The organism is Stenotrophomonas sp. TWI1409 (assembly GCF_039673015.1).
Lineage (GTDB): Bacteria > Pseudomonadota > Gammaproteobacteria > Xanthomonadales > Xanthomonadaceae > Stenotrophomonas > Stenotrophomonas maltophilia_A.
The window spans coordinates 1-21,365 of record NZ_JBDJKU010000066.1 but is presented as its reverse complement, the minus strand read 5'-3'; the positions used below and the strand labels follow the sequence as shown (position 1 = coordinate 21,365).

Annotated in this window: 20 protein-coding genes; 10 read left to right on the top strand and 10 right to left on the bottom strand. The window is 64.9% G+C overall.

The genetic code is table 11. The features are described from left to right. Positions 1 to 224 precede the first annotated feature (224 nt). Genes ABE423_RS17360 through mtgA form a run of 3 tightly spaced genes read right to left on the bottom strand, consistent with a single transcriptional unit; the run spans position 225 to position 2,442 of the window. The gene (locus tag ABE423_RS17360; protein WP_019336409.1) at positions 225 to 656 is read right to left on the bottom strand and encodes a CBS domain-containing protein; all 432 of its coding nucleotides are present in this window, start codon (positions 654 to 656) and stop codon (positions 225 to 227) included. Then, positions 616 to 1,635, bottom strand: coding sequence for a glycosyltransferase family 2 protein (locus ABE423_RS17355; RefSeq protein WP_032130071.1), 1,020 nt, complete (start codon positions 1,633 to 1,635; stop codon positions 616 to 618). Before ABE423_RS17355 ends, ABE423_RS17360 begins: the two co-directional genes overlap by 41 nt. Positions 1,636 to 1,692: 57 nt before the next feature. Further along, positions 1,693 to 2,442: a monofunctional biosynthetic peptidoglycan transglycosylase gene (gene mtgA, locus ABE423_RS17350; RefSeq protein WP_032130069.1), complete on the bottom strand. Its 750-nt coding sequence runs from the start codon at positions 2,440 to 2,442 to the stop codon at positions 1,693 to 1,695. A 77-nt stretch (positions 2,443 to 2,519) separates the two neighbouring features. On the opposite strand from mtgA, the gene ABE423_RS17345 reads away from it, so the two are divergent. From ABE423_RS17345 to ABE423_RS17335, 3 genes are all read left to right on the top strand, one after another. After that, a complete protein-coding gene (locus ABE423_RS17345; protein WP_032130068.1) occupies positions 2,520 to 3,413 on the top strand; it encodes an Hsp33 family molecular chaperone HslO in 894 nt (297 codons plus the stop codon). A 116-nt stretch (positions 3,414 to 3,529) separates the two neighbouring features. Further along, positions 3,530 to 4,378 carry a hypothetical protein gene (locus ABE423_RS17340; RefSeq protein WP_125895574.1) on the top strand — a complete coding sequence of 283 codons (849 nt, stop codon included), beginning with the start codon at positions 3,530 to 3,532 and terminating at the stop codon, positions 4,376 to 4,378. A gap of 381 nt (positions 4,379 to 4,759) precedes the next feature. After that, positions 4,760 to 7,513 (top strand): TonB-dependent receptor, encoded by a 2,754-nt coding sequence (locus ABE423_RS17335; RefSeq protein WP_049401415.1) that lies wholly within the window; start codon positions 4,760 to 4,762, stop codon positions 7,511 to 7,513. 135 nt (positions 7,514 to 7,648) lie between these two features. Here ABE423_RS17335 and ABE423_RS17330 read toward each other — a convergent pair whose 3' ends face one another. After that, the gene (locus tag ABE423_RS17330; protein ID WP_006464233.1) at positions 7,649 to 8,251 is read right to left on the bottom strand and encodes a TetR/AcrR family transcriptional regulator; all 603 of its coding nucleotides are present in this window, start codon (positions 8,249 to 8,251) and stop codon (positions 7,649 to 7,651) included. 141 nt (positions 8,252 to 8,392) lie between these two features. Between ABE423_RS17330 and ABE423_RS17325 the strand changes: the two genes are divergently transcribed. The 4 genes from ABE423_RS17325 to ABE423_RS17310 all read left to right on the top strand — a co-directional run bounded on the left by ABE423_RS17325 (position 8,393) and on the right by ABE423_RS17310 (position 12,750). After that, positions 8,393 to 9,310, top strand: coding sequence for an alpha/beta hydrolase (locus ABE423_RS17325; protein ID WP_346486916.1), 918 nt, complete (start codon positions 8,393 to 8,395; stop codon positions 9,308 to 9,310). Then, positions 9,307 to 11,784: an acyl-CoA dehydrogenase gene (locus ABE423_RS17320; RefSeq protein ID WP_032130064.1), complete on the top strand. Its 2,478-nt coding sequence runs from the start codon at positions 9,307 to 9,309 to the stop codon at positions 11,782 to 11,784. Before ABE423_RS17325 ends, ABE423_RS17320 begins: the two co-directional genes overlap by 4 nt. A gap of 75 nt (positions 11,785 to 11,859) precedes the next feature. Then, complete coding sequence (locus ABE423_RS17315; protein ID WP_032130063.1) at positions 11,860 to 12,339, top strand: hotdog fold domain-containing protein; 480 nt, start codon at positions 11,860 to 11,862, stop codon at positions 12,337 to 12,339. Positions 12,340 to 12,345: 6 nt separating this feature from the next. Continuing rightward, positions 12,346 to 12,750: a hypothetical protein gene (locus ABE423_RS17310; RefSeq protein ID WP_125895572.1), complete on the top strand. Its 405-nt coding sequence runs from the start codon at positions 12,346 to 12,348 to the stop codon at positions 12,748 to 12,750. A 29-nt stretch (positions 12,751 to 12,779) separates the two neighbouring features. Here the strand turns inward: ABE423_RS17310 and ABE423_RS17305 are convergent, their stop codons facing one another. Both ABE423_RS17305 and ABE423_RS17300 read right to left on the bottom strand, forming a co-directional pair. After that, complete coding sequence (locus ABE423_RS17305; protein WP_346486913.1) at positions 12,780 to 13,127, bottom strand: DUF1304 domain-containing protein; 348 nt, start codon at positions 13,125 to 13,127, stop codon at positions 12,780 to 12,782. Positions 13,128 to 13,157: 30 nt separating this feature from the next. After that, positions 13,158 to 14,486 (bottom strand): MFS transporter, encoded by a 1,329-nt coding sequence (locus ABE423_RS17300; RefSeq protein ID WP_346486911.1) that lies wholly within the window; start codon positions 14,484 to 14,486, stop codon positions 13,158 to 13,160. A gap of 285 nt (positions 14,487 to 14,771) precedes the next feature. Here ABE423_RS17300 and ABE423_RS17295 point away from each other — a divergent pair, with 285 nt between their 5' ends. Beyond that, on the top strand, positions 14,772 to 16,169 hold the full coding sequence (locus tag ABE423_RS17295) for a serine hydrolase domain-containing protein (protein WP_032130059.1): 1,398 nt from the start codon (positions 14,772 to 14,774) through the stop codon (positions 16,167 to 16,169). 107 nt (positions 16,170 to 16,276) lie between these two features. Here ABE423_RS17295 and ABE423_RS17290 read toward each other — a convergent pair whose 3' ends face one another. After that, on the bottom strand, positions 16,277 to 17,035 hold the full coding sequence (locus ABE423_RS17290) for an SDR family oxidoreductase (RefSeq protein ID WP_125895569.1): 759 nt from the start codon (positions 17,033 to 17,035) through the stop codon (positions 16,277 to 16,279). Between the two features lie 114 nt (positions 17,036 to 17,149). Here ABE423_RS17290 and ABE423_RS17285 point away from each other — a divergent pair, with 114 nt between their 5' ends. After that, positions 17,150 to 18,043: a LysR family transcriptional regulator gene (locus ABE423_RS17285; protein WP_125895568.1), complete on the top strand. Its 894-nt coding sequence runs from the start codon at positions 17,150 to 17,152 to the stop codon at positions 18,041 to 18,043. Positions 18,044 to 18,162: 119 nt separating this feature from the next. On the opposite strand, the gene ABE423_RS17280 is transcribed toward ABE423_RS17285, so the two are convergent. Beyond that, positions 18,163 to 18,681: a hypothetical protein gene (locus ABE423_RS17280; RefSeq protein WP_032130057.1), complete on the bottom strand. Its 519-nt coding sequence runs from the start codon at positions 18,679 to 18,681 to the stop codon at positions 18,163 to 18,165. A gap of 111 nt (positions 18,682 to 18,792) precedes the next feature. Here ABE423_RS17280 and ABE423_RS17275 point away from each other — a divergent pair, with 111 nt between their 5' ends. Beyond that, complete coding sequence (locus tag ABE423_RS17275) at positions 18,793 to 19,164, top strand: hypothetical protein (protein WP_148099972.1); 372 nt, start codon at positions 18,793 to 18,795, stop codon at positions 19,162 to 19,164. A gap of 292 nt (positions 19,165 to 19,456) precedes the next feature. On the opposite strand, the gene gcvH is transcribed toward ABE423_RS17275, so the two are convergent. Both gcvH and gcvT read right to left on the bottom strand, forming a co-directional pair. Beyond that, the gene (gene gcvH / locus ABE423_RS17270) at positions 19,457 to 19,852 is read right to left on the bottom strand and encodes a glycine cleavage system protein GcvH (RefSeq protein WP_005410701.1); all 396 of its coding nucleotides are present in this window, start codon (positions 19,850 to 19,852) and stop codon (positions 19,457 to 19,459) included. A 93-nt stretch (positions 19,853 to 19,945) separates the two neighbouring features. Next, the gene (gene gcvT, locus ABE423_RS17265; RefSeq protein ID WP_346486908.1) at positions 19,946 to 21,058 is read right to left on the bottom strand and encodes a glycine cleavage system aminomethyltransferase GcvT; all 1,113 of its coding nucleotides are present in this window, start codon (positions 21,056 to 21,058) and stop codon (positions 19,946 to 19,948) included. Positions 21,059 to 21,365: the final 307 nt, after the last annotated feature.

Below are 21,365 nucleotides of genomic sequence, written 5' to 3'. Positions count from 1 at the left end.
GGGCGAAAGACCAAAGGCTGCCGGCCAGCGGCCGGCACTACCGTGCCCGTTTACCTGACGGGCCTGAGACTCTCCAGCAACACAGTTGCTACAGGGACGTACTTGCGGCGTGTCCTGCACGCCCATGCCCTCAGCCTCCCGGCGTACCAGGAAGGCGCTGCCCTCAGCTCTGGCTCTGGCTTCGAAAAGCGGGCCGGCGGGCCGCAGGCCCGCCAGCGAACACCTCACCCCGCCACGATGTACTGCTGCAGCTGATCCAGCTCGCGCCGCTGCGCATCGATCACCGACTTCACCAGGTCGCCGATGGAAATCACCCCCAGCACCTGTGCCCCCTCCACCACTGGCAGGTGGCGGATGCGGTAGTCGGTCACCAGCTGCAGGCAGTGCTCCACCTGCTCGCCCGGCGAAACCGTCACCACCTTCGCCGTCATGATCTCGGCCACCGCCGTATCCCGCGACGAACGATCACGCAGCACGATCTTGCGCGCGTAGTCGCGCTCCGAAAGGATCCCGACCAGCCGCGGACCGTCCATCACCAGCACCGCGCCAATGCCCTTTTCCGCCATCAACCGGATCGCATCGATCACCGCCGCATCCGGCGCGACCGCATGTACTTCAGGAGACTTGCCGTCCAACAGTTGCCGTACCGTGGTCATCTGCCTGCCCTCCGAGGGTGGGTTGCAGGGCCGAGTCTGCCACGGCGGATGCTAGCCAGGCGTCAACCAGGTACAACGGGCGCTGCTTGGATTCCTCGTACAGCCGTCCCAGGTACTCGCCGATCAGGCCCAGCGCGATCAACTGCACCCCGCCCAGGAACAGGATCACCGCCATCATCGTCGGCCAACCCGCCACCCGGTCACCGTACAGGGCCGCCTTGGCAATCACCCACACGCCGAATACGAAGGCCACCGCTGCCGTTGCCAGGCCCATGTAGGTCGCCGCCCGCAGGGGAACGGTCGAGAACCCGGTGATGCCCTCCAGCGCGAAGTTCCACAGCCGCCACAGGCTGAACTTGCTGGAGCCGGCCACCCGCGCGTGACGGTGGTAGGGCACAGCAATACGCTTGAATCCGACCCAGCTGAAAAGGCCCTTCATGAAGCGGTGGCGTTCACGCATCTCGCGCAGCGCACTCAGCGCGCGTGGCGACAACAGACGGAAATCACCGGTGTCGGCAGGGATCGGCGTGCGTGACAGGCGGCCGATCACCCGATAGAACGCCGCCGCCGTGGCGCGCTTGATCCAGGCTTCGCCATCGCGGGCCATGCGCGTGCCATAGACGTTGTCATGGCCCTCGCGCCAGCGCGCAACGAACTGCGGCACCAGTTCCGGCGGGTCCTGGCCATCGGCATCCAGGATCATCGCCGCGCCGTCGCGCACCAGATCCAGGCCGGCAGTCAGCGCGGCCTCCTTGCCGAAATTGCGCGACAGCTTCAACGCCGATACGCGCGCGTCGTCCTGCGCCAATCCTGCAATCACCTGCCAGGTACCGTCGTGGCTGCCATCGTCCACATACAGGATGTGGCCATCGATGTCGGGCATTCCGTCCAGCACCGCACACAGGCGGGGATGCAGGCACGGCAGCGCCTGCTCCTCGTTGTAGGCGGCGATGACGACAGTAAGGCGTTCGCGGTTCATGCCCGGATTGTACGTTGCCTGCAGGTGCATGGCCTGCCGCCCCGAGGGCAGGTGTCCTCAGTCTTCCGACAGGTAAGCCGCGCCGCCCAGCTGCCGTGCCTGGCGCTGGATCCATGCCGCGCGCCGCTGCACGTACGGCCCTGGCTTTGCCGCGTTGTAGCGCCGCGGTGCCGGCAACACCGCCGCCAGCCGTGCACTCTCGGCCGGACTCAACCGGGACGCATCCTTACCCCAGAACGTCTGCGCCGCCGCCTGCGCGCCATAGACGCCATCGCCGAACTCGGCGATGTTGGCGTACATCTCCAGGATCCGTTCCTTCGGCCACAGTGCTTCGATCAGCACCGTGTACCAGACTTCCAGGCCTTTGCGGATCCAGCTGCGGCCCTGCCAGAGGAACAGGTTCTTGGCGACCTGCTGGCTGATCGTGCTGGCCCCCCGCAGGCGTCCGCCCTTGGCGTTGTGGTCGCGGGCCTTCTCGATCGCCTGCAGGTCGAAGCCATTGTGGTCGGGGAAGCGCTGGTCCTCCGCGGCCACCAGTGAGATCGGCAGGCTCGCTGCCATCTGGTCCAGGTCGCGCCACTGGTAATGCAGGCGATAGGACCAGTCGGCCTCCCCCAATGCCTCGCCATAGCGCCATAGCATGACCGTGGATACCGGCGGGTCGATGAACCGCAGCACCAGTACCTGCAGGCAGCTGAAAGCGGCCAGCAGCAGCGGCAGCCAGAGCAGCCGTTTCCAGCGCCAGCGCCTGCGGCGCGGGACTTCCGCGATGGCCTCCACCTTGTGCTGCTCTCCCCCTGCCCCCATTACTGGTGCATCCTTCTTCTATCCGGTTGTCGGCGCATTATCCGGCAACCGCCCTCGTTTACGCGCGATGTGAGCCGATGACCGCCAACCCCGATTCCCTGATCCGCTTCCTGCTTCCCGACGCTGGCGTCCGTGGCGTCCACGTGCGCCTGCAGGCTACCTGGCAGGAGATCCTGTCCCACGCCGAGTACCCGGATACCGCCGCCGAACTGCTCGGCGAGGCCTGCGTGGCCTCGGCGCTGTTCACCGGCCACACCAAGATCGATGGCCGCCTCTCGATCCAGCTGCGCAGCAGCACCGCGCTGCGCACCCTGTTTGCCGAGTGCACCGCCGCCGGTACCCTGCGCGGCATCGCCCAGCTCAGCGACGGCGCCGATGCGCCGCGCGACCTGTCCAGCCTGGGTGATGACGCCCTGCTCGCGATCACCATCGAGAACCCGGGCCTGGACCCGCGCGAGCCGCAGCGCTACCAGAGCCTGGTCGCGCTGACCGCACCGGAGCTGGACGAGGCCTTTGAGGACTACTTCCGCCAGTCCGAACAGCTGCCGACCCGCCTGCTGCTGGCCGCCGACCGCAACGGCGCCGCCGGCCTGCTGCTGCAGAAGCTGCCGGGTGACGAGGGTGACGAGGACGGCTGGGCGCGTGCCAGCGCCCTGTTCGAGACCCTGGGCAAGGCCGAGCTGCTGGCCACCCCGGCCGAGCAGTTGCTGCACCGCCTGTTCCACGAAGAGAAGCCGGAACTGATGGGCGGCAAGCCGCTGTCCTTCGCCTGCTCCTGTTCCCGCGAGCGGGTCGCGTCGATGCTGCAGTCGCTGGGCGAGGACGAGGCCCGTGCCGCAGCCGCGGACACCGGCGCCGTCGAGGTCCGTTGCGAATTCTGCGGGCGGGAGTATCACTTTCCTTTGACGGAGTTCGGCATACTGTTCCACGGTGCCGAGGGGACTGTACCGGCGCCTGAACGGCTTCAGTAAACGGCTTGTCTTGCATCTGGGGGGATCAAGGCTTGTTAAGAATTCATAAACACCCTAGGATCAAGTTCCCGTCTCCGCGGGAACTTCCGTTGTCCGTCCCTGTCTGAACTGGTCCGATGCGTACCTTCCTGCGTCTACCGCTGGCCCTGCTGATCGCCCTTGGCGCGATCACGGGCGTGCACGCGCAGAGCAAGGACACCCGGACCGTGCTGCCGGTATGGAACAAGGGCAGCGGCAAGGTCGAGGCCCTGCTGTACCTGGAGCCCACCGGTGAACAGGCCGCCGGCGCCCGCTGGCACTTCGGCCGCAACTCACTGGATGCGGCCTTCGGCCTGTCCTCCGGCGATTCGCTGGGCCTGCTCTGCAACAGCAGCAGCGGGACCAGCATGAGCGGCCTGGCCAGTCACTGCATGCTGGCCAGCCTGGGTGACGACGACGACCTCAACAGCCGCCGCTTCACCGGTACCGCCGCGCTGAACCGCAGCAGCAGCCGTCTCGGCATCACCGCCGGCACCGGCCGTGAAACGCTGCCGGCGTGGCTGTCCGGCCCGAACAAGACACCCTCGCTGCGTGCCGAGCAGAACGATCTGACCGTATTCGCGCAGAAGAACATCGGCCGCGAGGGCTTTGTCTCGATTGCCGGTACCTACGCCAAGGCGCGCCTGGTGCCGCTGGCCGACGCCGCACCGTCCATCGTCGACCGCTGGGACAGCAAGAGCCTGAGCATCGGCGCCGGCTACGGCAATTTCACCGGCAGCATCATCGGCCGCGTGATCGATGTGCCGGGCAAGCCCGGCAAGTGGGAAGGGCTGGGTATCGGCCTGACCTGGCGTACCCCGTGGTCTGGCCAGCTTACTGTTGGCGCCGAGAACGTGATCAGCCGCGGTAAGAATCCGTTCTCCCCGCGCAATGAAAGCAACGACGACGGCACTGTGCCGTATGTGCGTTACGAACAGGATCTCTGACCCCACCAGGTGTGGGTCCAACGATTGACTGTCCACGGGCGCCGAAAGGCGCCCGTGGCGCATGCGTGATCGCGATACAGACTGAACGCTACCCTACGCCGGAGAGACGCTGGCATGCATTTCGACATGCTGCGATACACAACAGTGAAAATTTTTTCATCACTTCCGCATAACAAACGAGACGCAGCTGAGCTTCCACACATACAAGCCTTTGATTTTTCGCATTAAATTTCATTTTTACTAAAATCACAGACTTGATTAACGTAGCTTTAATTCTTGGCGAGCGCCCGCTACTATCGACTCAGCCTCGCGATTTGGGAGCGCTTTTCGCTCCCCCGCCGGGCATTAACCCAGCCAAGATTTCTTGGAGAGAGAGAGCCAATGAATTTCCAGTCCAACAAGCTGCGCGATGCCGTTCTGGTCGCGCTCGTTGCCGGTGTGGCGTCCACTGCCACCGCCCAGGCCCAGGAAGCGACCAACCTTGACCGCATCTCGGTCACCGGTTCGCGCATCAAGAGCACCGACATCGAAACCTCGCAGCCGGTCCTGAGCCTGACCCGCGCCGACATCGACAAGCAGGGCGTGACTTCGGTCGCCGACATCCTGCAGCGCGTTGCCGCCAACGGTGCCGCCCTGAACCGTACCTACAACAACGGCGGTGACGGTTCTGCCGGCGTCAGCCTGCGCAACCTGGGTTCCGAGCGCACCCTGGTACTGGTCAACGGCCGCCGCTGGACCACCGGCCTGGATGGCAGCGTCGACCTGAACACCATCCCGACCGCGATGATCGAGCGCATCGACATCCTGAAGGACGGCGCATCGACCATCTACGGTTCGGACGCGATCGCCGGCGTGGTGAACATCATCACCAAGCAGAACTTCGATGGCGCGGAAGCCAACTTCTACAAGGGCCAGTACAGCGCCGGTGACGGCGACCGCGAAGCGGCCGACTTCACTCTGGGCACCACCACTGACCGCGCTTCGCTGGTGCTGGGCGTCTCCTACGTCAACGAAAAGGCCGTGATGGCCGGCGATCGCAAGATCTCCGCCGGTGGCCCGCCGTTCTTCAGCGGCCAGAGCAGCACCGGTATTCCGGGTTCGTATCTGCGTAACGACGAGCGTTACATCATCCTCAACGGCGTTGAAACGCCGTTCGATCCCAATGTTCACGGCTACAACACCGCGCCGGACAACTACCTGCTGACCCCCAACGAGCGCACCTCGCTGTTCGCGGTGGGTTCTTACAACGTTACCGACAACATCACCTTCCGCACCGAGGCGATGTACAACGAACGCAAGTCCGAACAGCTGCTGGCTGCCATGCCGGTCACCGGCCAGCGCCTCAGCGCGGGCAGCATGTACAATCCGTACGGCGTTGATCTGACTGGCGTCGCGCGCCGCTTCAACGAAACCGGTGGACGTTCGTTCAACCAGAACGTCAAGAACTGGCACTTCTACGGTGGTTTCGAGGGCTTCTTCGAATTCGCCGACCGCAATTTCGACTGGGATGTCGGCTACCGCTACGACAAGACCGACCAGAACGATCTGACCTACGGCCTGTTCAACAAGCAGCGTCTGGCCGAGGCATATGGTCCCTCGGCGATCCGCGATGGCAAGGCTGTGTGCCTCAACTCCGCTGGCGCAATCATTCCGGGCTGCGCCCCGATCAATCCGCTGGGTGGGATGGGTTCGATCTCGCAGGAGGCACTGGATTACACCTCGTTCACCGCGCATGACTCCGCCAGCCTGGTGTCCAAGGGTTATTACGCCAACATCTCCGGCGAAATCGTGCAGCTGCCGGCGGGTGCATTGGGCTTCGCAGCTGGTTACGAATATCGCAAGGAAACCGGTCAGTTCGATCCGGACGCCTTCATCGCCTCTGGCCTGAGCACCGGCAACGGAGCATCCCCAACCAAGGGTAGCTATGACCTGGACGAGTTCTTCCTGGAACTGTCGATCCCGGTGCTGGCTGACCTGCCGGGCGCCAAGCTGCTCGACTTCAGCGCGGCAACCCGCTACTCGAAGTACAGCAACTTCGGCAACACCACCAACAACAAGTTCGGTTTCCGCTGGAAGCCGATCGACGACCTGATGGTGCGTGGTAACTACTCGGAAGGCTTCCGCGCCCCGAGCATCAACAACCTGTATCGCGGTGATGCTGACTCGTTCGAGAGCTACATCGATCCGTGCTCCTCAACGTCTGGTCGCCGTACCGGCGCTATCGCGGCACAATGTGCGGCAGAGGGCGTGCCGATCGGCTTCGTTCAGCCGGGCGCTGGTAGTGGTGCGAAGCAGACTCCTGAGCCGTTCACCTGGCAGGCCAACCCGAACCTGAAGCCGGAAACCTCGACCAGCAAGACGCTGGGCCTGGTGTGGAGCCCGAGCTTCGTGCAGGGTCTGAACGTGACCCTGGACTGGTGGCAGATCAAGATCGAGGACGCCATCACCCGTCCGGCCATCCAGGACATCATGGATCGTTGCTATGGCGGCACCGCGCAGGAGCAGGCAGCCAACTGCGGCCTGATCACGCGTGACCCGAACTACGGCAGCACCAACCAGCGTTACACCATCACCAACGTCAACATGCCGCTGCAGAACCTGGCGTCGTACAAGGTGGAAGGTTGGGATCTGGGCATCCTGTACAAGTTGCCGGAAACTTCGATCGGCCAGTTCACCATCACTCTGGACGGCACCTACCTGTCCAAGTGGGATACCAAGTCGACTCAGGATGCTCCGATCGAGGGTCGCCAGGGACGCTATCTCGACCAGGATCCGTACTGGCGCATCCGTTCCAATCTGTATGTGGACTGGTCCTACGGGGACTTCGGGGTCAACTACGGCATTCGTTACAAGTCCGGCATGACCGAACCGTGCCCGTTTGATCCAGTCAAGGAACCGGAAACCTTCGCATACTGCTCTGATGGCGCGAAGGGAACGAACCACATTGGTGCCACGACGTACCACGACATCCAGTTCCGCTACAACACGCCGTGGAAGGGCACCATCATGGTCGGCCTGAACAACGCGTGGGACAAGAGCCCGCCGGTTTCGTACTACACCTCGTACAACATGTTCGACCCGCAGTACGACCTGCCGGGCCGCTACATGTACATGCAGTACAAGCAGAAGTTCTGATCGATCCACTGATCAGCTGATGCAGCAACGGCCCCGCAAGGGGCCGTTGTTTTTTGTGCCTCCGGCAATACATGGATGGCGCAAGAAAAAAGCCGCGGCAGTGCCGCGGCTTGCTCGTGACCAGTACGGCAATCTTCAACCGTTCGGAATCAGCGTCTCGATGAGATGCTCGACATAGGCCTCGAAATCCTCGCGCGCCTGCTTGGGCTGCTGCAGCTGCAGCGACAGCTGCAGGAAGCCGACATAGGCGGCGTAGGCCAGGCGTGCGCGGTGGCGCGCATCGGTCGAGCTGAGCCCTGCCTGGCGGAACGAGGCGATCAGATAGTCGAGGCGGCGCTGCGACACGCGGTCGATCACCGGACGCACCATCGGATGGTCCAATGCCTTCAGCAGCTCGCTGTAGATGATGTGCGGCTGCACTTCATGCGCCACCATCTGGAACAGCTGGCGCAGGCGCACGCGCGGGTCCGGTACGTCTTCCAGGCTGCCGAACACCTGTTCCTGTTCGAACAGTTCCCAGCGTTCCAGCGCGGCCTGCAGCAAGGCGTCACGCGAGGGGAAATGCCAATAGAAACTGCCCTTGGTCACGCCGAGGCGCCGCGCCAGCGGTTCCACCGCAACGGCGCCTACGCCTTGTTCAGCAATCAGGTCGAGGGCCGCCTGGGCCCAGTCTTCGGCACTCAGGCGGCTGTTGCGGCCGGCGCGCGGTTCGCCGGCGGAAGCGTCAGGTTGATTCATGGGCTGATTTAACCATACGCCGGGGTTCGTTGCAGTACGCCGTTGCGGGCGAAACCGTCAAAGGGCTCTCCTGCAGGGCTGCCGCACCGCACCATACGATGCAGTATTGACTTCCCTCACAAGCGATCCATACTAGCAAGTATGGTTACGTCCCCTACTCCCGCTGCGTTCCATGACCTGCACCTGGAGGCGGCCCATGGTGCCCGCCTCGCCGCCACTGCCAGCGACCACGGTCGTCGTGGCCGGGTGCTGTTCGCGCACGGTTTCGGCCAGACCCGTCACGCCTGGAATGCCACCGCGCGTGCCCTGTCTGCAGCCGGCCTGCAGACGCTGGCTTATGACGCACGTGGTCACGGCGATTCGGACTGGAATGCCGCCGACCTGCCCTATCACGGCGAACAGTTCGCCGATGACCTGATCGTGCTGGCTGGCGAACAGCCACGCCCGCCGGTGCTGGTTGCAGCCTCGATGGGGGGCCTGTTCGGTCTGCTGGCCGAGTCGCGCTGGCCGGGCCTGTTCTCGGCGATGGTGCTGGTCGACATCACCCCGCGCTGGGATACCGCCGGTGTCGAGCGCATCCTCGCCTTCATGACCGCCCATCCCGACGGATTCGCCTCGCTGAGCCAGGCCGCCGACGTGGTCTCGGCCTACATGCCGCACCGTCCGCGCAAATCCGAGCAGTCGCTGCGCGCGCTGCTGCGCGAAGACGGTCACGGCCGCTGGCGCTGGCACTGGGATCCGCGCCTGGTGGCCGAACTGGCCCGCGACAGCGAACAGCACCAGGACGCACTGGCCGAAGCCGCGCGCCAGGTGAAGTGCCCGCTGCTGCTGGTCAGCGGCGGTCGCAGCGACCTGGTCACGCCGCAGACCGTGGCCGAATTCCTGGCGTTGGCGCCGCACGCGCGTCATGTACAGCTGCCGCAGGCCACGCACATGGTCGCCGGCGATGACAACGACGCCTTTACCGCTACTGTGTTGGACTATCTGGACGTGTTGCCCGCAGCAGACGCTGCGGCTTCGTCCGCCACAAACGAGCACGTCACCGGAGCACGCTCATGAGCATCGTTCTTCCCTTCCTCGCCCTGCTGCTGGCAGGCGCGTTCGTCGCCTACCACCGCATGCGGCTGGTTACCTGGACGCTGATCAGCGTGGCCCTGCTGGCCGCCTGCTGGTTCATTCCCTACGTCAACCAGACCGCCACGATCGTCGCGGCCGCTGTATTGGCCGTCATCGCCGTGCCGCTGCTGCTGCCGTTCATCCGCAAGCCGCTGCTGACCGGCCCGATGATGAAGGTGTTCCGCAAGGTGCTGCCGCCACTGTCGCAGACCGAGCGCATCGCGCTGGAAACCGGCTCGGTCGGTTTCGAGGGTGAACTGTTCACCGGTGATCCGGACTGGAACATCCTGCTCAACTATCCCAAGCCGCAGCTGACCGCCGAAGAACAGGCCTTCCTCGATGGCCCGGTGGAAGAGCTGTGCACCATGGTCAACGACTGGGAAATCACCCACGTCCACGCCGACCTGCCGCCGGAACTGTGGGCCTTCATCAAGAAGAACAAGTTCTTCGGCATGATCATCCCGAAGGAATACGGCGGCCTGGGCTTCTCTGCGCTGGCCCACCACAAGGTGATCCAGAAGCTGGCGTCGGTGTCTTCGGTGGTCAGCTCCACCGTCGGCGTGCCCAACTCGCTGGGCCCGGGTGAACTGCTGGTGCATTACGGCACCCAGGAACAGAAGGACCAGTACCTGCCGCGCCTGGCCGATGGCCGCGAAGTGCCCTGCTTCGGCCTGACCGGTCCGTTCGCCGGTTCCGACGCCACCTCGATTCCCGATTACGGCATCGTCTGCAAGGGCGAGTGGAACGGCGAGCAGGTGCTCGGCGTCAAGCTGACCTTCGACAAGCGCTACATCACCCTGGCCCCGGTTGCCTCGCTGATCGGCCTGGCCTTCCGCATGTACGATCCGGATGGCCTGATCGGCGATACCCGCGACATCGGCATCACCCTGGGCCTGCTGCCGCGCGACACCGCCGGTGTTGAAATCGGCCGCCGCCACTTCCCGCTGAACTCGACGTTCCAGAACGGTCCGATCCGCGGCAAGGACGTGTTCATTCCGCTGACCCAGCTGATCGGTGGCGCTGCCATGGCCGGCAAGGGCTGGAACATGCTCAACGAGTGCCTGGCCGTGGGCCGCTCGATCACCCTGCCGTCCACCGCCAGTGGTGGTGCCAAGGCCGGTGCCGCCGTGACCGGCGCCTATGCACGCATCCGCAAGCAGTTTGGCCTGTCGGTCGGCCGCTTCGAAGGCGTGGAAGAAGCGCTGGCCCGCATCGGCGGCAAGGCGTACAAGATCAGCGCACTTTCGCAGGCCACTGCGGCGGCGGTTGACCGTGGTGACGTGCCGTCGGTGCCGTCGGCGATCGCCAAGTACCACTGCACCAACATGAGCCGCGAAGTGATCTCGGACATGATGGACGTGATCGGCGGCAAGGGCATCATCCTGGGGCCGCGCAACTTCGCCGGCCGCAGCTGGCAGGCCGCGCCGATCGCGATCACCGTGGAAGGCGCCAACATCATGACCCGCAGCCTGCTGATCTTCGGCCAGGGTGCGATCCTCTGCCACCCGTGGGTGCTGAAGGAAATGAAGGCTGCGCAGGATCCGGATACCCGTGCCGGTCTGCAGGAGTTCGATCGCAGCCTGTTCGGCCACATCCGCTATGGCCTCTCCAATGCCGTGCGTTCGTTCTGGTTCGGCCTGACCGGTGCACGCTTCGGTGCTGCCCCGGGTGACGCCTACACCCGCCGCTACTTCCGCAAGCTGGACCGTTACTCGGCCAACCTGGCGCTGATGGCCGACATCTCGATGATGACCCTCGGCGGCAAGCTGAAGTTCAAGGAATCGCTGTCCGGCCGCCTGGGCGATGTGCTGAGCCACGTCTACATGACCAGCGCCATGCTCAAGCGCTACCACGACGAAGGCGCACCGCAGGCCGACCAGCCGCTGCTGGCCTGGGCCTTCCATGACAGCGTGCACAAGATCGAAGAATCGCTGTCGGCCGCGCTGCGCAACTTCCCGATCCGTCCGATCGGTTGGCTGATGTGGGCGTTGATCTTCCCGCTGGGCCGTCGTGCCGAGGCCCCCGGCGACCGCCTGAGCCGCCGTGTTGCCGCTCTGCTGATGGCGCCGAACGAAGCCCGCGACCGCCTGGCCAGCGGCGTGTTCCTGACCCCGTGCGAGAACAACCCGGGCGGCCGTATCAACAGCTACCTGAGCAAGGCGATCATGGCCGAGCCGGTGGAGCGCAAGTTCCTGAAGGCGCTGAAGAGCAAGGGCATCGAAGCGCTGGACTTCAAGAGCCAGCTGGACGAAGCCGTGGCCGAAGGCGTCATCACCCAGGACGAGCGCAGCCTGCTGGAAGAACTGCGTACGCTGACCCTGGACACCATCACCGTGGACGACTTCGACACCCACGAACTGCGCGCGGCCAGCTACTACGACCGCCAGCACAAGGACCCGCATTCGCAGGCGGCCTGATCGCCCGCGACACGCGTTGCCACGACGGCGGGCCTCGGCCCGCCGTCGCTTTATCCGCCGACCGGAACATCAACCATGTCCACGCCCCTGCTCTCGCTTTACCACCGCCTGCAGCGCTGGCCTGCCGGCAACTGGCTGTTCTCACGCGCGGTGTGCTTCAAGGCGCCCTACTTCGCCAGCATCGCGCCCACCATCACCGCACTGGAGCCAGGCCGCTGCGAAGGCGTGATCCGCCAGCACCGCCGCATCAACAACCACATCGGCACGGTACATGCGATCGCGATGTGCAACCTGGCCGAGCTGGTCGGCGGGGTGATGGTGGACGCCAGCCTGCCGCCAGACATGCGCTGGATCCCCAAGGGCATGGAAGTGAAATACCAGGCCAAGGCCTTGGGCACGTTGAAGGCCGTGGCGACGCCCATGTTGTCCATCGTCAGTGCTGCGGACGGCTACGACCTGCCCGTGAAGGTCAGCGTGACCGATGCGGCAGGGACCGAGGTGTTCCATGCGACCATCGCGATGTGGGTATCGCCGCGCCCTCCGCGCACAGGCTGATCAACCATGACGACCGCTGAACTGCTTGTGCGCCTGGCAGGCATTCACAGCCTGGGGTTTGCCGCCTTCCATCTAGCGTTCTGGCGGCTGTTCGGCTGGAAACGCGAGCTCGCCCAGCTCGGCACGGTCAACCGCGCGATCATGCAGATCCTCAATCTGCGCGTGATCTATGTGTTCCTGGGAATGGGGCTGATCGCGCTGATCTTTGCCCCGGACCTGGTCGGCACTCGTCTGGGGTTGGTCCTGCTGGGTTTCATGGCGGTGTTCTGGGTGGGCCGCGCGCTTGAACAATTCGTCTTCCTGCGCATCAACGACTGGCGCGTACACCTGCTGACGGGCCTGTTCGTGCTGGGTGCGGCGCTGCATGCCGTGCCAATGTGGCTGGGCATCATGCGCGCCATCAGCCGCTGAGCGGCGGCGCCTGCCAGCACGCGCCGACTTCAGAACGCTCGCGACGCCAGCGCCAGAATGGCCGGTACGGCCTGGATCATGAAAATGCGCCGGCTCACGCTGTACGCGCCATAGCACCCGGCCACCACCACGCAGGCCAGCGAGAACGTCACCAGCACCGGCTGACCGATCACCAGCCCCACCACGATGCCCGCCGCCAGGAAGCCGTTGTACAGGCCCTGGTTGGCCGCCAGCACGCGCGTGGTCTCTGCCTTCTCGGGCGTGTTGCGGAAGGTCTTCAGGCCCAGCGGGCGGGTCCACAGGAACATTTCCAGCACCAGGAAGTACAGGTGCAGCACCGCGACCAGCACGGTCAGCAGCAGCGCGATCAGCGACATCGTTTCTCTCCTCAAAAAGACTGGACGGGATCAGCGGTCGCGCGGCAGCTTCTTTTCTTCGCGCAGCACACCGAATGCGGCGGCGGTCATGCACGCGGCAACCACCACGCCGCCGATGAACACCACGTGTGAACCAAACAGCGACAAGCCCTTGTGCACCCAGGTGAAGCTCAGGTCGGCACCACGGTAGACCACCGTGTCGATGGCCGCACCGGCCTTGTAGCGCCATTGGCGGTCCACCCGGGTGTAGATGGTTTCGCGTGCCGGCTTGAAGAGCGAGAATTCACTGGCGCGGGTCAGCACCTGCACCACCGCCACCATCATCGGCAGCGGCGATGCGGCCAGCACCGAGAAGCCGATCAGGATAGCGAACGTGGGAATCAGCAGGGCCGGGGCTATGCCGTGGCGCGACAACAGCCAGCGAGTCAGACTCAACTGCAACAGAAGCGTCAGCGCGTTCACCGCCAGGTCGATGCGCGAGAAGAACGCGGTGCTGGCAGCCGGGTCGTTGAAGGCCGCGCGCACGATGCTGGCCTGCTGGTTGTACAACAGGGTGCCCACGCCCACGCCGAACACCACCAGCACGGCCAGCCAGCGCAGCAGCGGCTCGCGTGCGATCAGCTTCAGGCCGTCAAGCACGCTGCCGCCCATCGGCTTCTCGCCCGAGACCAGCTGCTGCTCGCGTTCGCGCAGCACCGCCCAGTGCCGTAGTCGCCAGATGCTCAACAAGCAGACAATCAGGAAACCCGCAGATACCAGCATCAGGTTGGCGATGCCCACACGCTGTGCCAGCGCGCTGGTAATGAGCGGGCCCAGGAACGCGCCGATGGTGCCAGCCGCGCCGATGTAGCCGTAATACGCCCGCGCCTGCGCGTTGGAGAACACGTCGGCCATGAAGCTCCAGAACACCGCCACCGCGAACAGGTTGAACACCATCACCCAGAGGAAGAAGGCCATGCCGCGCCCCGGCACGTTGCTGTCGAACAGCGCGTAGAAGCCCAGCAAGGTGACGATGAAGAACCCATACACCGCCGGCAGGAACACCCGCCGTGGGAAGCGGCTGACCAGCCAGCCGTACACGGGCTGCAGCACCAGCATGATCACGAACACGCAGGAGAACAGGAACTGCAGGACGAAATCCTTCAGCGCGATGCCGTGGCTGGCGAACCAGGCGATCAGCATCGGCGGAAACACGGTCTCCAGATCGGCCGAGGCAGCCATCGCCTCACGCACCGGGCGCAGCACGTAGTAGCCGCTGAGCAGGCAGAAGAAGTACAGGAACGACCACCACAGCGCCGGCGACTCACGCAGTGCCGCCGTCAGCCCACGCAACGGTCCCTTGCCCTTCACCGCGCTCACGCGGTGTCCCTCGCCAGAAGACGGCGGTTGGACAGCGGCATGGCAGGCTCCGGGGCGGTGAAGCGCGTACGTTAGCCAATGCACTGCAACATCGCCAGCAGCAGCCTCGCAGAAGGCCGCAACGCAGTGTCACGGCCCCGCCCGGACGACACGTTCCGACACATGCTTTCGGGGCGTCAAAATTCCAACTTTTTCAACGAGATGCGCATTCATCTTCGCTTTGTTTGTGCACAAGGGAAAAGCGGCGCTAGAATCGCCATCAGCAGTCGCGCACGGGTCTCCACGATGAAAAAGAACAGCCTGCGTCGTCCGATCCGTTCGGCGGCCACCGGTTTGCTGGGCATGTTGATGCCCGTTGCCTTGTCCACCACCGCGCAGACCCCGCCGCCATTGCCGCCGATGCCGGCCAACATCGAATCCGCCGCCACCGCCGTCGCCCACACCCAGCCCGCCGCTTACCGCACCGGCCTGGTGCCGCAGGTGCAGCTGCCGGCGGCCGGCTTCAACGTGGCCAACATCGAATCGATGGCGCAGCAGCTCACCTATGGCGAGCGTGTGCCCGGCATGGCCGTGGCCATCGTGCAGGGTGGCCGCGTACTCAGCGCGCGTGGTTATGGCGTTACCGACGTCAACAACCCGCTGCCGGTCGACGCCCACACCGTGTTCCGCCTGGCATCGCTGTCCAAGGCCTTTGCCGGCACCATGGCCGGCCTGCTGGTCAACGATGGCACGCTGCGCTGGGACAGCAAGGTCACCGACTACGTGCCGGGCTTCCGCCTGAACTCTCCGGAAGCGACCGATCGCCTGACCGTGGCCGACGTGCTCAGCCATCGCGTCGGCCTGCCGTACAACGCCTACGACCGCGACATCGAAGGCAACGCCGAGTACTACGCACTCACCCAGAAGCTGGCCAATACCAGCCTGAAGTGCCTGCCGGGCGACTGCTACGCCTACCAGAACGTGGCCTTCAGCCTGATCGGCGACGTGGTCTATGCCGCCTCGGGGAGCTTCTACGAGCAGTCGGTCGAGCGCCGCATCTTCAAGCCGCTGGGCATGAACGATGCCAGCCTCGGCCTGGCCGGCATCCAGGCCAGCTCGCGCTGGGCGCGTCCGCACGTGCGCAGCCGCAATGGCTGGGTGTCGCTGACACCGAAGCCGACCTACTACCGCGTCGCCCCGGCCGCCGGCGTCAACGCCAGCGCCAGCGACATGGCGCAGTGGCTGCTGGCCCACACCGGCCATCGCCCGGACGTGCTGCCGGCACCGCTGCTGGCCACCCTGCATTCGAGCCTGATCAACACCCCGGGCGAAATGCGTTCGGGCTGGCGCCGCGAGCGCCTGCATTCGGCCGGCTACGCACTGGGCTGGCGCACCTTCGACTACGCCGGCCACGATGTGGTGTTCCATGCCGGTGCCGTGCAGGGCTATCGCGGCCTGGTCGCGCTGGTGCCGGAACGCGATCTCGGCATCGCCATCATGTGGAACGGCGAAAGCGGCCTGCCCAGCGGCCTGCTGCCAACGGTGCTCGATTCCGCGCTCGGCCTGCCGACGCAGCGCTGGCTGGACGTGGACACCGACTTCGGCAGTGACAACCTGATGGCCGAAGGCGCGAGCCCGGCGCAGCAGGACAAGCGCAAGGGCAAGGGTGCTTCGAGCAACCGTGCGGTGGCCTCGCCGCGCTGAGTTGGCGGGCTTCACCGTGTGTGCGAAGGGCGGCCTGCGGGTCGCCCTTTTTGTTGGCAGTTGTAGAGCAAAGCAGTCGAGCACCGCTCGACTCTACAAACGGAAGGCTAATGCGCGAAGTAGTGCATGCCGCCATCCACCGGAATCACCGCGCCGGTGATGTAGCCGGCCAAGGGCGAGGCCAGAAAGGCCACCAGCGGCGCCACCTCCTCCGGATCACCAAAACGCCCGATCGGAATGTTGCGTTCGATGAACTCACGCCGGCTTTCTTCGGTGGGATGCAGCCGGTCCCGGATCTGAGCACTGTTGATGCGTCCCGGCGCGATTGCATTGACCGTGATGCCCTGTGAGGCCAGCGCCGACGACAGCCCTTTGCTCCACAGATGCAACGCCGCCTTCGCCGCCGTGGCAGCATTCACCGCGCGCGGTTCCATTGAACCGCTGAGGTTGATCACCCGCCCCCAGCCCTGCGCCTGCATCGCCGGCAGCAGTGCCTGGGTCAGGCGTCGTGCCGAAGAGAAGTTCAAGGCCATGGCTTCCTCCCAGACATCGTCCCCCGCATCCACGGTGGTCGGCCGGCCTCCTCCAGCCGCATTGACGAGGATGTCGACACGCGTCAGTGCCGCCGAGGCTGCATCCGCAATGTGGCGTACCTGCTCCGCATCGGTGAGGTCGCCCAGCAGGACGATCGGTGCCGGCGCGCCTGCAGATTCGATCTCTGCCGCCAGTGCATGCAGCGGCTCGGCACGCCGTGCGCTGATCGCAATGCGTACTCCCTGGGCCGCCAGCAGCCTGGCCACACCGGCACCGATGCCACTGCCCGCCCCGGTGACCAGCGCGGTACACCCTTCAAGCCCCAGATCCATGATGCTCTCCCAATCCGCCAGCCGGTACATCCGGCCCGTGCAGTACATGCTGTTTGATCACCCCTGATTGATAAACTCCGCGCAGGTTTCAGCATTCAACACCCGGGGTGTCAGATGAATCTGCTGGAGAGCATGCAGGTCTACGTGCTGATCGTGGACAAGGGCAGCCTCAGCGCTGCGGCGGCGGCGATGGATATCTCGGCGACGATGACCGGCAAGCACCTGCGTGCGCTGGAAGCACGGCTGGGAATGCAGCTGTTGAGCCGTACTACCCGGCGCCAGCACATGACGCCCTTCGGCGAGGACTACTACACCCGCTGCCGGGAGATCCTGCGGCTGGTGGAAGAAACGGACGCACAGGCGCAGCACCAGCAGCTGGCACCGGCGGGCACGTTGCGCATCAGTGCGCCGGTGATCTTCGGCACGCACGCACTGGTACCGGCACTGGCCGAATACATGGCGCGCCATCCGGATGTCCGGGTCGAAGTCACGCTGAGCGACCGCGTGGTCGACCTCGCCGAGGAGGGTTTCGAAGCGGCGCTGCGCATCGGCACGCTGGCCGACAGCAGCATGCTGGTGGCGCGTGCGCTGGCACCGTATCGCTTGATGATGTGCGCATCGCCGGCGTACCTGGCCAGGCATGGCACGCCTCGCAGCCTGCAGGACCTCGCCCTGCATCAGTGCCTGTCCTTCGAACCGAGCGCACTCGCACAGTGGCTGCAGGCCGATGCTGGCGAACTCGAGCGTGTGCCTGGCGGCCGGCTGCAGATCAACAACGGCGAAGCGCTGCGCACGGCAGCGCTGCATGGGCTGGGCATCGTGCTGCAGTCGGCACTGCTGCTGGCTGCCGACATCGACACCGGACGCCTGGTGCAGCTGTTCCCTGAGTTCGGCCAGACCGGTCGGCCGATGCACGTGGTCTACGCCCACGATCGCTACCACTCGACCCGCCTGCGCAGCTTCCTGGACTTCCTGGTGGAGCGCTTTCCACCGGCGCCGCACCGCTAGCGTCGACCGTCAGAAAAGCAGTCGAGCACGGCTCGACCCTGCAAACGGCCCATAAAAAAACCCCCTCCCCGCTGGGCAGTCAGGGAAGGGGGTTTCAGGATGCGGCTATCGGGAAGTACTTAGATCAGCGGCGCCGGGGTTGCCGGCAGAGCGACCGGAGCAGCCTTCTTCTTGCGGGCGGCCGGCTTGCGCTTGGCAACCTTCTTCGCTGCCTTCTTCGGGGCAGCCTTCTTGGTCGCCTTCTTCGCGGTCTTCTTTACTGCCTTCTTGGCGGTCTTCTTGACGGCCTTCTTGGCAGTTGCCTTCTTCGCGACCTTCTTGGCCGGCTTGCGGGCCGTTGCCTTCTTGGCAGTCTTCTTGGTGGCCTTCTTGGCTACCTTCTTGACGGCCTTCTTCGCGGTCTTCTTGACGGCCTTCTTGGCAGTGGACTTCTTGGCTACCTTCTTCGCCGCCTTCTTCACTGCCTTCTTCGCAGTGGTCTTCTTGGCGACCTTCTTCGCAGCCTTCTTCACTGCCTTCTTGGCGGTCGCCTTCTTCGCGACCTTCTTCACTGCCTTCTTGGCAGCGGCCTTCTTCGCGACCTTCTTCACCGCTTTCTTGGCGGCGGGCTTCTTCTTCGCAGCTTTCTTGGTTGCCATGGGATGGCTCCTCGTCAGTGATAGGGAGTTGAAACGCCCAGGTGGATCAAACCCGCGGATGCTGCGTGCGGGGACCGCCGGCGCGTCAGGCGCGCCGTTACGGATGCGGCAATGCCCGCCTCGATCGGCGGAGCGGACATCGGAACGGGAGTTGCCTTGCATTTCTCCGGGGGAAGCGGGGCCATGTCCACCGTCATCAGGGTCGCGGTGGTCTTGAAGGGGCTGCTTCGCATCGGACGATTGATTCTGCGCACTCGGTTGGGCAGGCAAGGTCTGCTGAGGCGAAACCTAATCACGGTTTTTTTTACTGTCAACAACCCCCGCGAAAAATTTTCACATCCGCGCCATCCCGGACGCCGTCCTCGCCACCGCCGTGCGCGCCCTGCAACGACCATTGAAGCGGCGCGCACGCGCGCCGCATACGACGAAGTCGATGCGCTCTCTGAACAAAAAACACTTGAAATAAGCACTCTGCGCAGATAGGCACATGTTCCGGACAACAGCGCACGTGCATCGCCGATGGTCACCCGCACCGTCGCCAACGCCAGCACAACGGGGCCGCAACGGGGGGCGAAAAGTTTTCACATTCGATCGCTTCGGCGCGGGGCGGAAACGCGGATTTGCGCAAAACTGCGCACGCTGATCGGCACCGTTCGTCTGTCGGCTGATGCCACGCCGAGGGTGCAGAGCGAACCCGCCGTCATGAGTCCGACGCACTCGCCAAAACAAAAACGGCCACCCGAAGGTGGCCGTTCCAGAACCCGGAAGTGACGACTCAGTGGTCGTCGTTTTCCAGGGCTTCGGCATACGCGTCCGGATCCAGCAGTTCGTTGACCTCTTCAGCGTTGGTCAGTTCGACCACGAACATCCAGCCTTCGCCGTAGGCATCTTCATTGATGGTTTCCGGCTTGTCGGACAGCGCCGAGTTGACCTCGACGACCTTGCCGCTGATCGGGCTGTAGACGTCCGAGGCGGCCTTCACCGACTCGACAACGGCGATCTGCTCGCCAGCCTTTGCGTCGGCGCCGACTTCCGGCAGTTCGACGTAGACCAGGTCACCCAGCAGGCCCTGGGCGTGGTCGGAAATACCGACGGTGACACGGCCATTGCCTTCGACACGGGCCCACTCATGGGACTTGAGGAACTTGAGGTCGCCGGGGATCTCGCTCATGGGACTGCTCCAGAGATATGCAGGGGTGGAAAAAACGGGGCTAGTGTAACCAACCGGCCGCCACTGCTGTCAGTGACGATCGGCAGTTTCGGATCAGGCGTCGGCGAGCACGCCGGGCTGGGCCTGGCCTTCGCGCACGAACGGGAACTTGACCACGCGCACCGGCACCTGCCGGCCACGGATGTCGACGGTGACCTCGCCGAGTTCACCGGCCGGTACACGGGCGAAGGCGATGCCCTTGGCCAGGGTCGGCGAGAAGGTGCCGGACAGGATCTCGCCCTGGCCGCCGGCGGTGGTCACCGCCTGACCATGGCGCAGCACGCCCTTCTCGTCCATCACCAGACCGATCATCTGGCGGGCGGTGCCGGCAGCCTTCTGCGCTTCCAGCACCTCGCGGCCGATGAAGTCGCGGCCTTCGTCCAGCGACACGGTCCAGGCCAGCGCCGCTTCGTACGGGCTGATCTCTTCGTCCATGTCCTGGCCGTACAGGTTCATGCCGGCTTCCAGGCGCAGCGTGTCGCGTGCGCCGAGGCCCGCCGGCTTCACGCCCGCCGCCAGCAGGCGGTTCCAGAACGCGACCACGGCGTCCTGCGGCAGCAGGATTTCGAAGCCGTCTTCGCCGGTGTAACCGGTACGGGCGACAAACAGTTCGACGCCGTCATCGGACTGCACCTGCAGGGCGGCGAAACGGCCCAGCTTGGCCAGCGCTGCGCGATCGCTTTCGCGGGCCAGGCCGATCACGATGTCGCGCGCCTGCGGGCCCTGCACGGCGAGGATGGCCAGGTCCGGGCGCTGCTCGACGGTGACGCCGAACGGTGCAGCCTGCTCGCGCAGCCAGGCCAGGTCCTTCTCGCGGGTGGAGGCATTGACCACCATGCGGAAGAAATCGTCGCCCAGGTAGTAGACGATCAGGTCGTCGATGACGCCGCCGCGCGGATTCAGCATGCACGAGTACAGCGCCTTGCCGGTCACCTTCAGCTTGTCGACCGAGTTGGCCAGCAGGCGGCGCAGGAACGGCTTGACCTGGTCACCGCGCAGGTCGACCACAGCCATGTGGCTGACGTCGAACACACCCGACTCGCGACGAACGAGGTGGTGCTCGTCGAGCTGCGAGCCGTAGTGGATGGGCATGTCCCAACCCCCGAAATCGACCATCTTGGCGCCAAGGGCGCGGTGGGTATCGTTGAGCAGCGTCTTCTGGGTCATGACCGGGTCCGGCAGCAGAGGAAACAAGAATCCCCATTATCCCAGATCGGTCGCCCGCAGGTCGCGCCGCAGCGCAGCGGGGTGTTTGGCAGGCCTGCGGCCGGCGCCGCCTTCTACAGCTGGAGCGCAAAGCCTGAGTTCATCGGCTCTGGATTGACTCGGCCTGGGCGGGTCGGAGCGAGTGCTTTTGCTCTTTGCTCTTTTTCTTTTTCCGTGGGCTGGACGCGCACGGAAACTGTCGGGGGCCGGGCGGGTTGTGCTGGCGGGACCGTTGGCGCCATGGATGGCGCCATCGAGCCCCCATGGG

Bases quoted from the DNA above. Each gene is read 5' to 3' on its own strand.
- ABE423_RS17360 (WP_019336409.1), bottom strand. From the start codon at position 656: ATGACCACGGTACGGCAACTGTTGGACGGCAAGTCTCCTGAAGTACAT.
- ABE423_RS17355 (WP_032130071.1), bottom strand. From the start codon at position 1,635: ATGAACCGCGAACGCCTTACTGTCGTCATCGCCGCCTACAACGAGGAG.
- mtgA (WP_032130069.1), bottom strand. From the start codon at position 2,442: ATGGGGGCAGGGGGAGAGCAGCACAAGGTGGAGGCCATCGCGGAAGTC.
- ABE423_RS17345 (WP_032130068.1), top strand. From the start codon at position 2,520: ATGACCGCCAACCCCGATTCCCTGATCCGCTTCCTGCTTCCCGACGCT.
- ABE423_RS17340 (WP_125895574.1), top strand. From the start codon at position 3,530: ATGCGTACCTTCCTGCGTCTACCGCTGGCCCTGCTGATCGCCCTTGGC.
- ABE423_RS17335 (WP_049401415.1), top strand. From the start codon at position 4,760: ATGAATTTCCAGTCCAACAAGCTGCGCGATGCCGTTCTGGTCGCGCTC.
- ABE423_RS17330 (WP_006464233.1), bottom strand. From the start codon at position 8,251: ATGAATCAACCTGACGCTTCCGCCGGCGAACCGCGCGCCGGCCGCAAC.
- ABE423_RS17325 (WP_346486916.1), top strand. From the start codon at position 8,393: ATGGTTACGTCCCCTACTCCCGCTGCGTTCCATGACCTGCACCTGGAG.
- ABE423_RS17320 (WP_032130064.1), top strand. From the start codon at position 9,307: ATGAGCATCGTTCTTCCCTTCCTCGCCCTGCTGCTGGCAGGCGCGTTC.
- ABE423_RS17315 (WP_032130063.1), top strand. From the start codon at position 11,860: ATGTCCACGCCCCTGCTCTCGCTTTACCACCGCCTGCAGCGCTGGCCT.
- ABE423_RS17310 (WP_125895572.1), top strand. From the start codon at position 12,346: ATGACGACCGCTGAACTGCTTGTGCGCCTGGCAGGCATTCACAGCCTG.
- ABE423_RS17305 (WP_346486913.1), bottom strand. From the start codon at position 13,127: ATGTCGCTGATCGCGCTGCTGCTGACCGTGCTGGTCGCGGTGCTGCAC.
- ABE423_RS17295 (WP_032130059.1), top strand. From the start codon at position 14,772: ATGAAAAAGAACAGCCTGCGTCGTCCGATCCGTTCGGCGGCCACCGGT.
- ABE423_RS17290 (WP_125895569.1), bottom strand. From the start codon at position 17,035: ATGGATCTGGGGCTTGAAGGGTGTACCGCGCTGGTCACCGGGGCGGGC.
- ABE423_RS17285 (WP_125895568.1), top strand. From the start codon at position 17,150: ATGAATCTGCTGGAGAGCATGCAGGTCTACGTGCTGATCGTGGACAAG.
- ABE423_RS17280 (WP_032130057.1), bottom strand. From the start codon at position 18,681: ATGGCAACCAAGAAAGCTGCGAAGAAGAAGCCCGCCGCCAAGAAAGCG.
- ABE423_RS17275 (WP_148099972.1), top strand. From the start codon at position 18,793: ATGCCCGCCTCGATCGGCGGAGCGGACATCGGAACGGGAGTTGCCTTG.
- gcvH (WP_005410701.1), bottom strand. From the start codon at position 19,852: ATGAGCGAGATCCCCGGCGACCTCAAGTTCCTCAAGTCCCATGAGTGG.
- gcvT (WP_346486908.1), bottom strand. From the start codon at position 21,058: ATGACCCAGAAGACGCTGCTCAACGATACCCACCGCGCCCTTGGCGCC.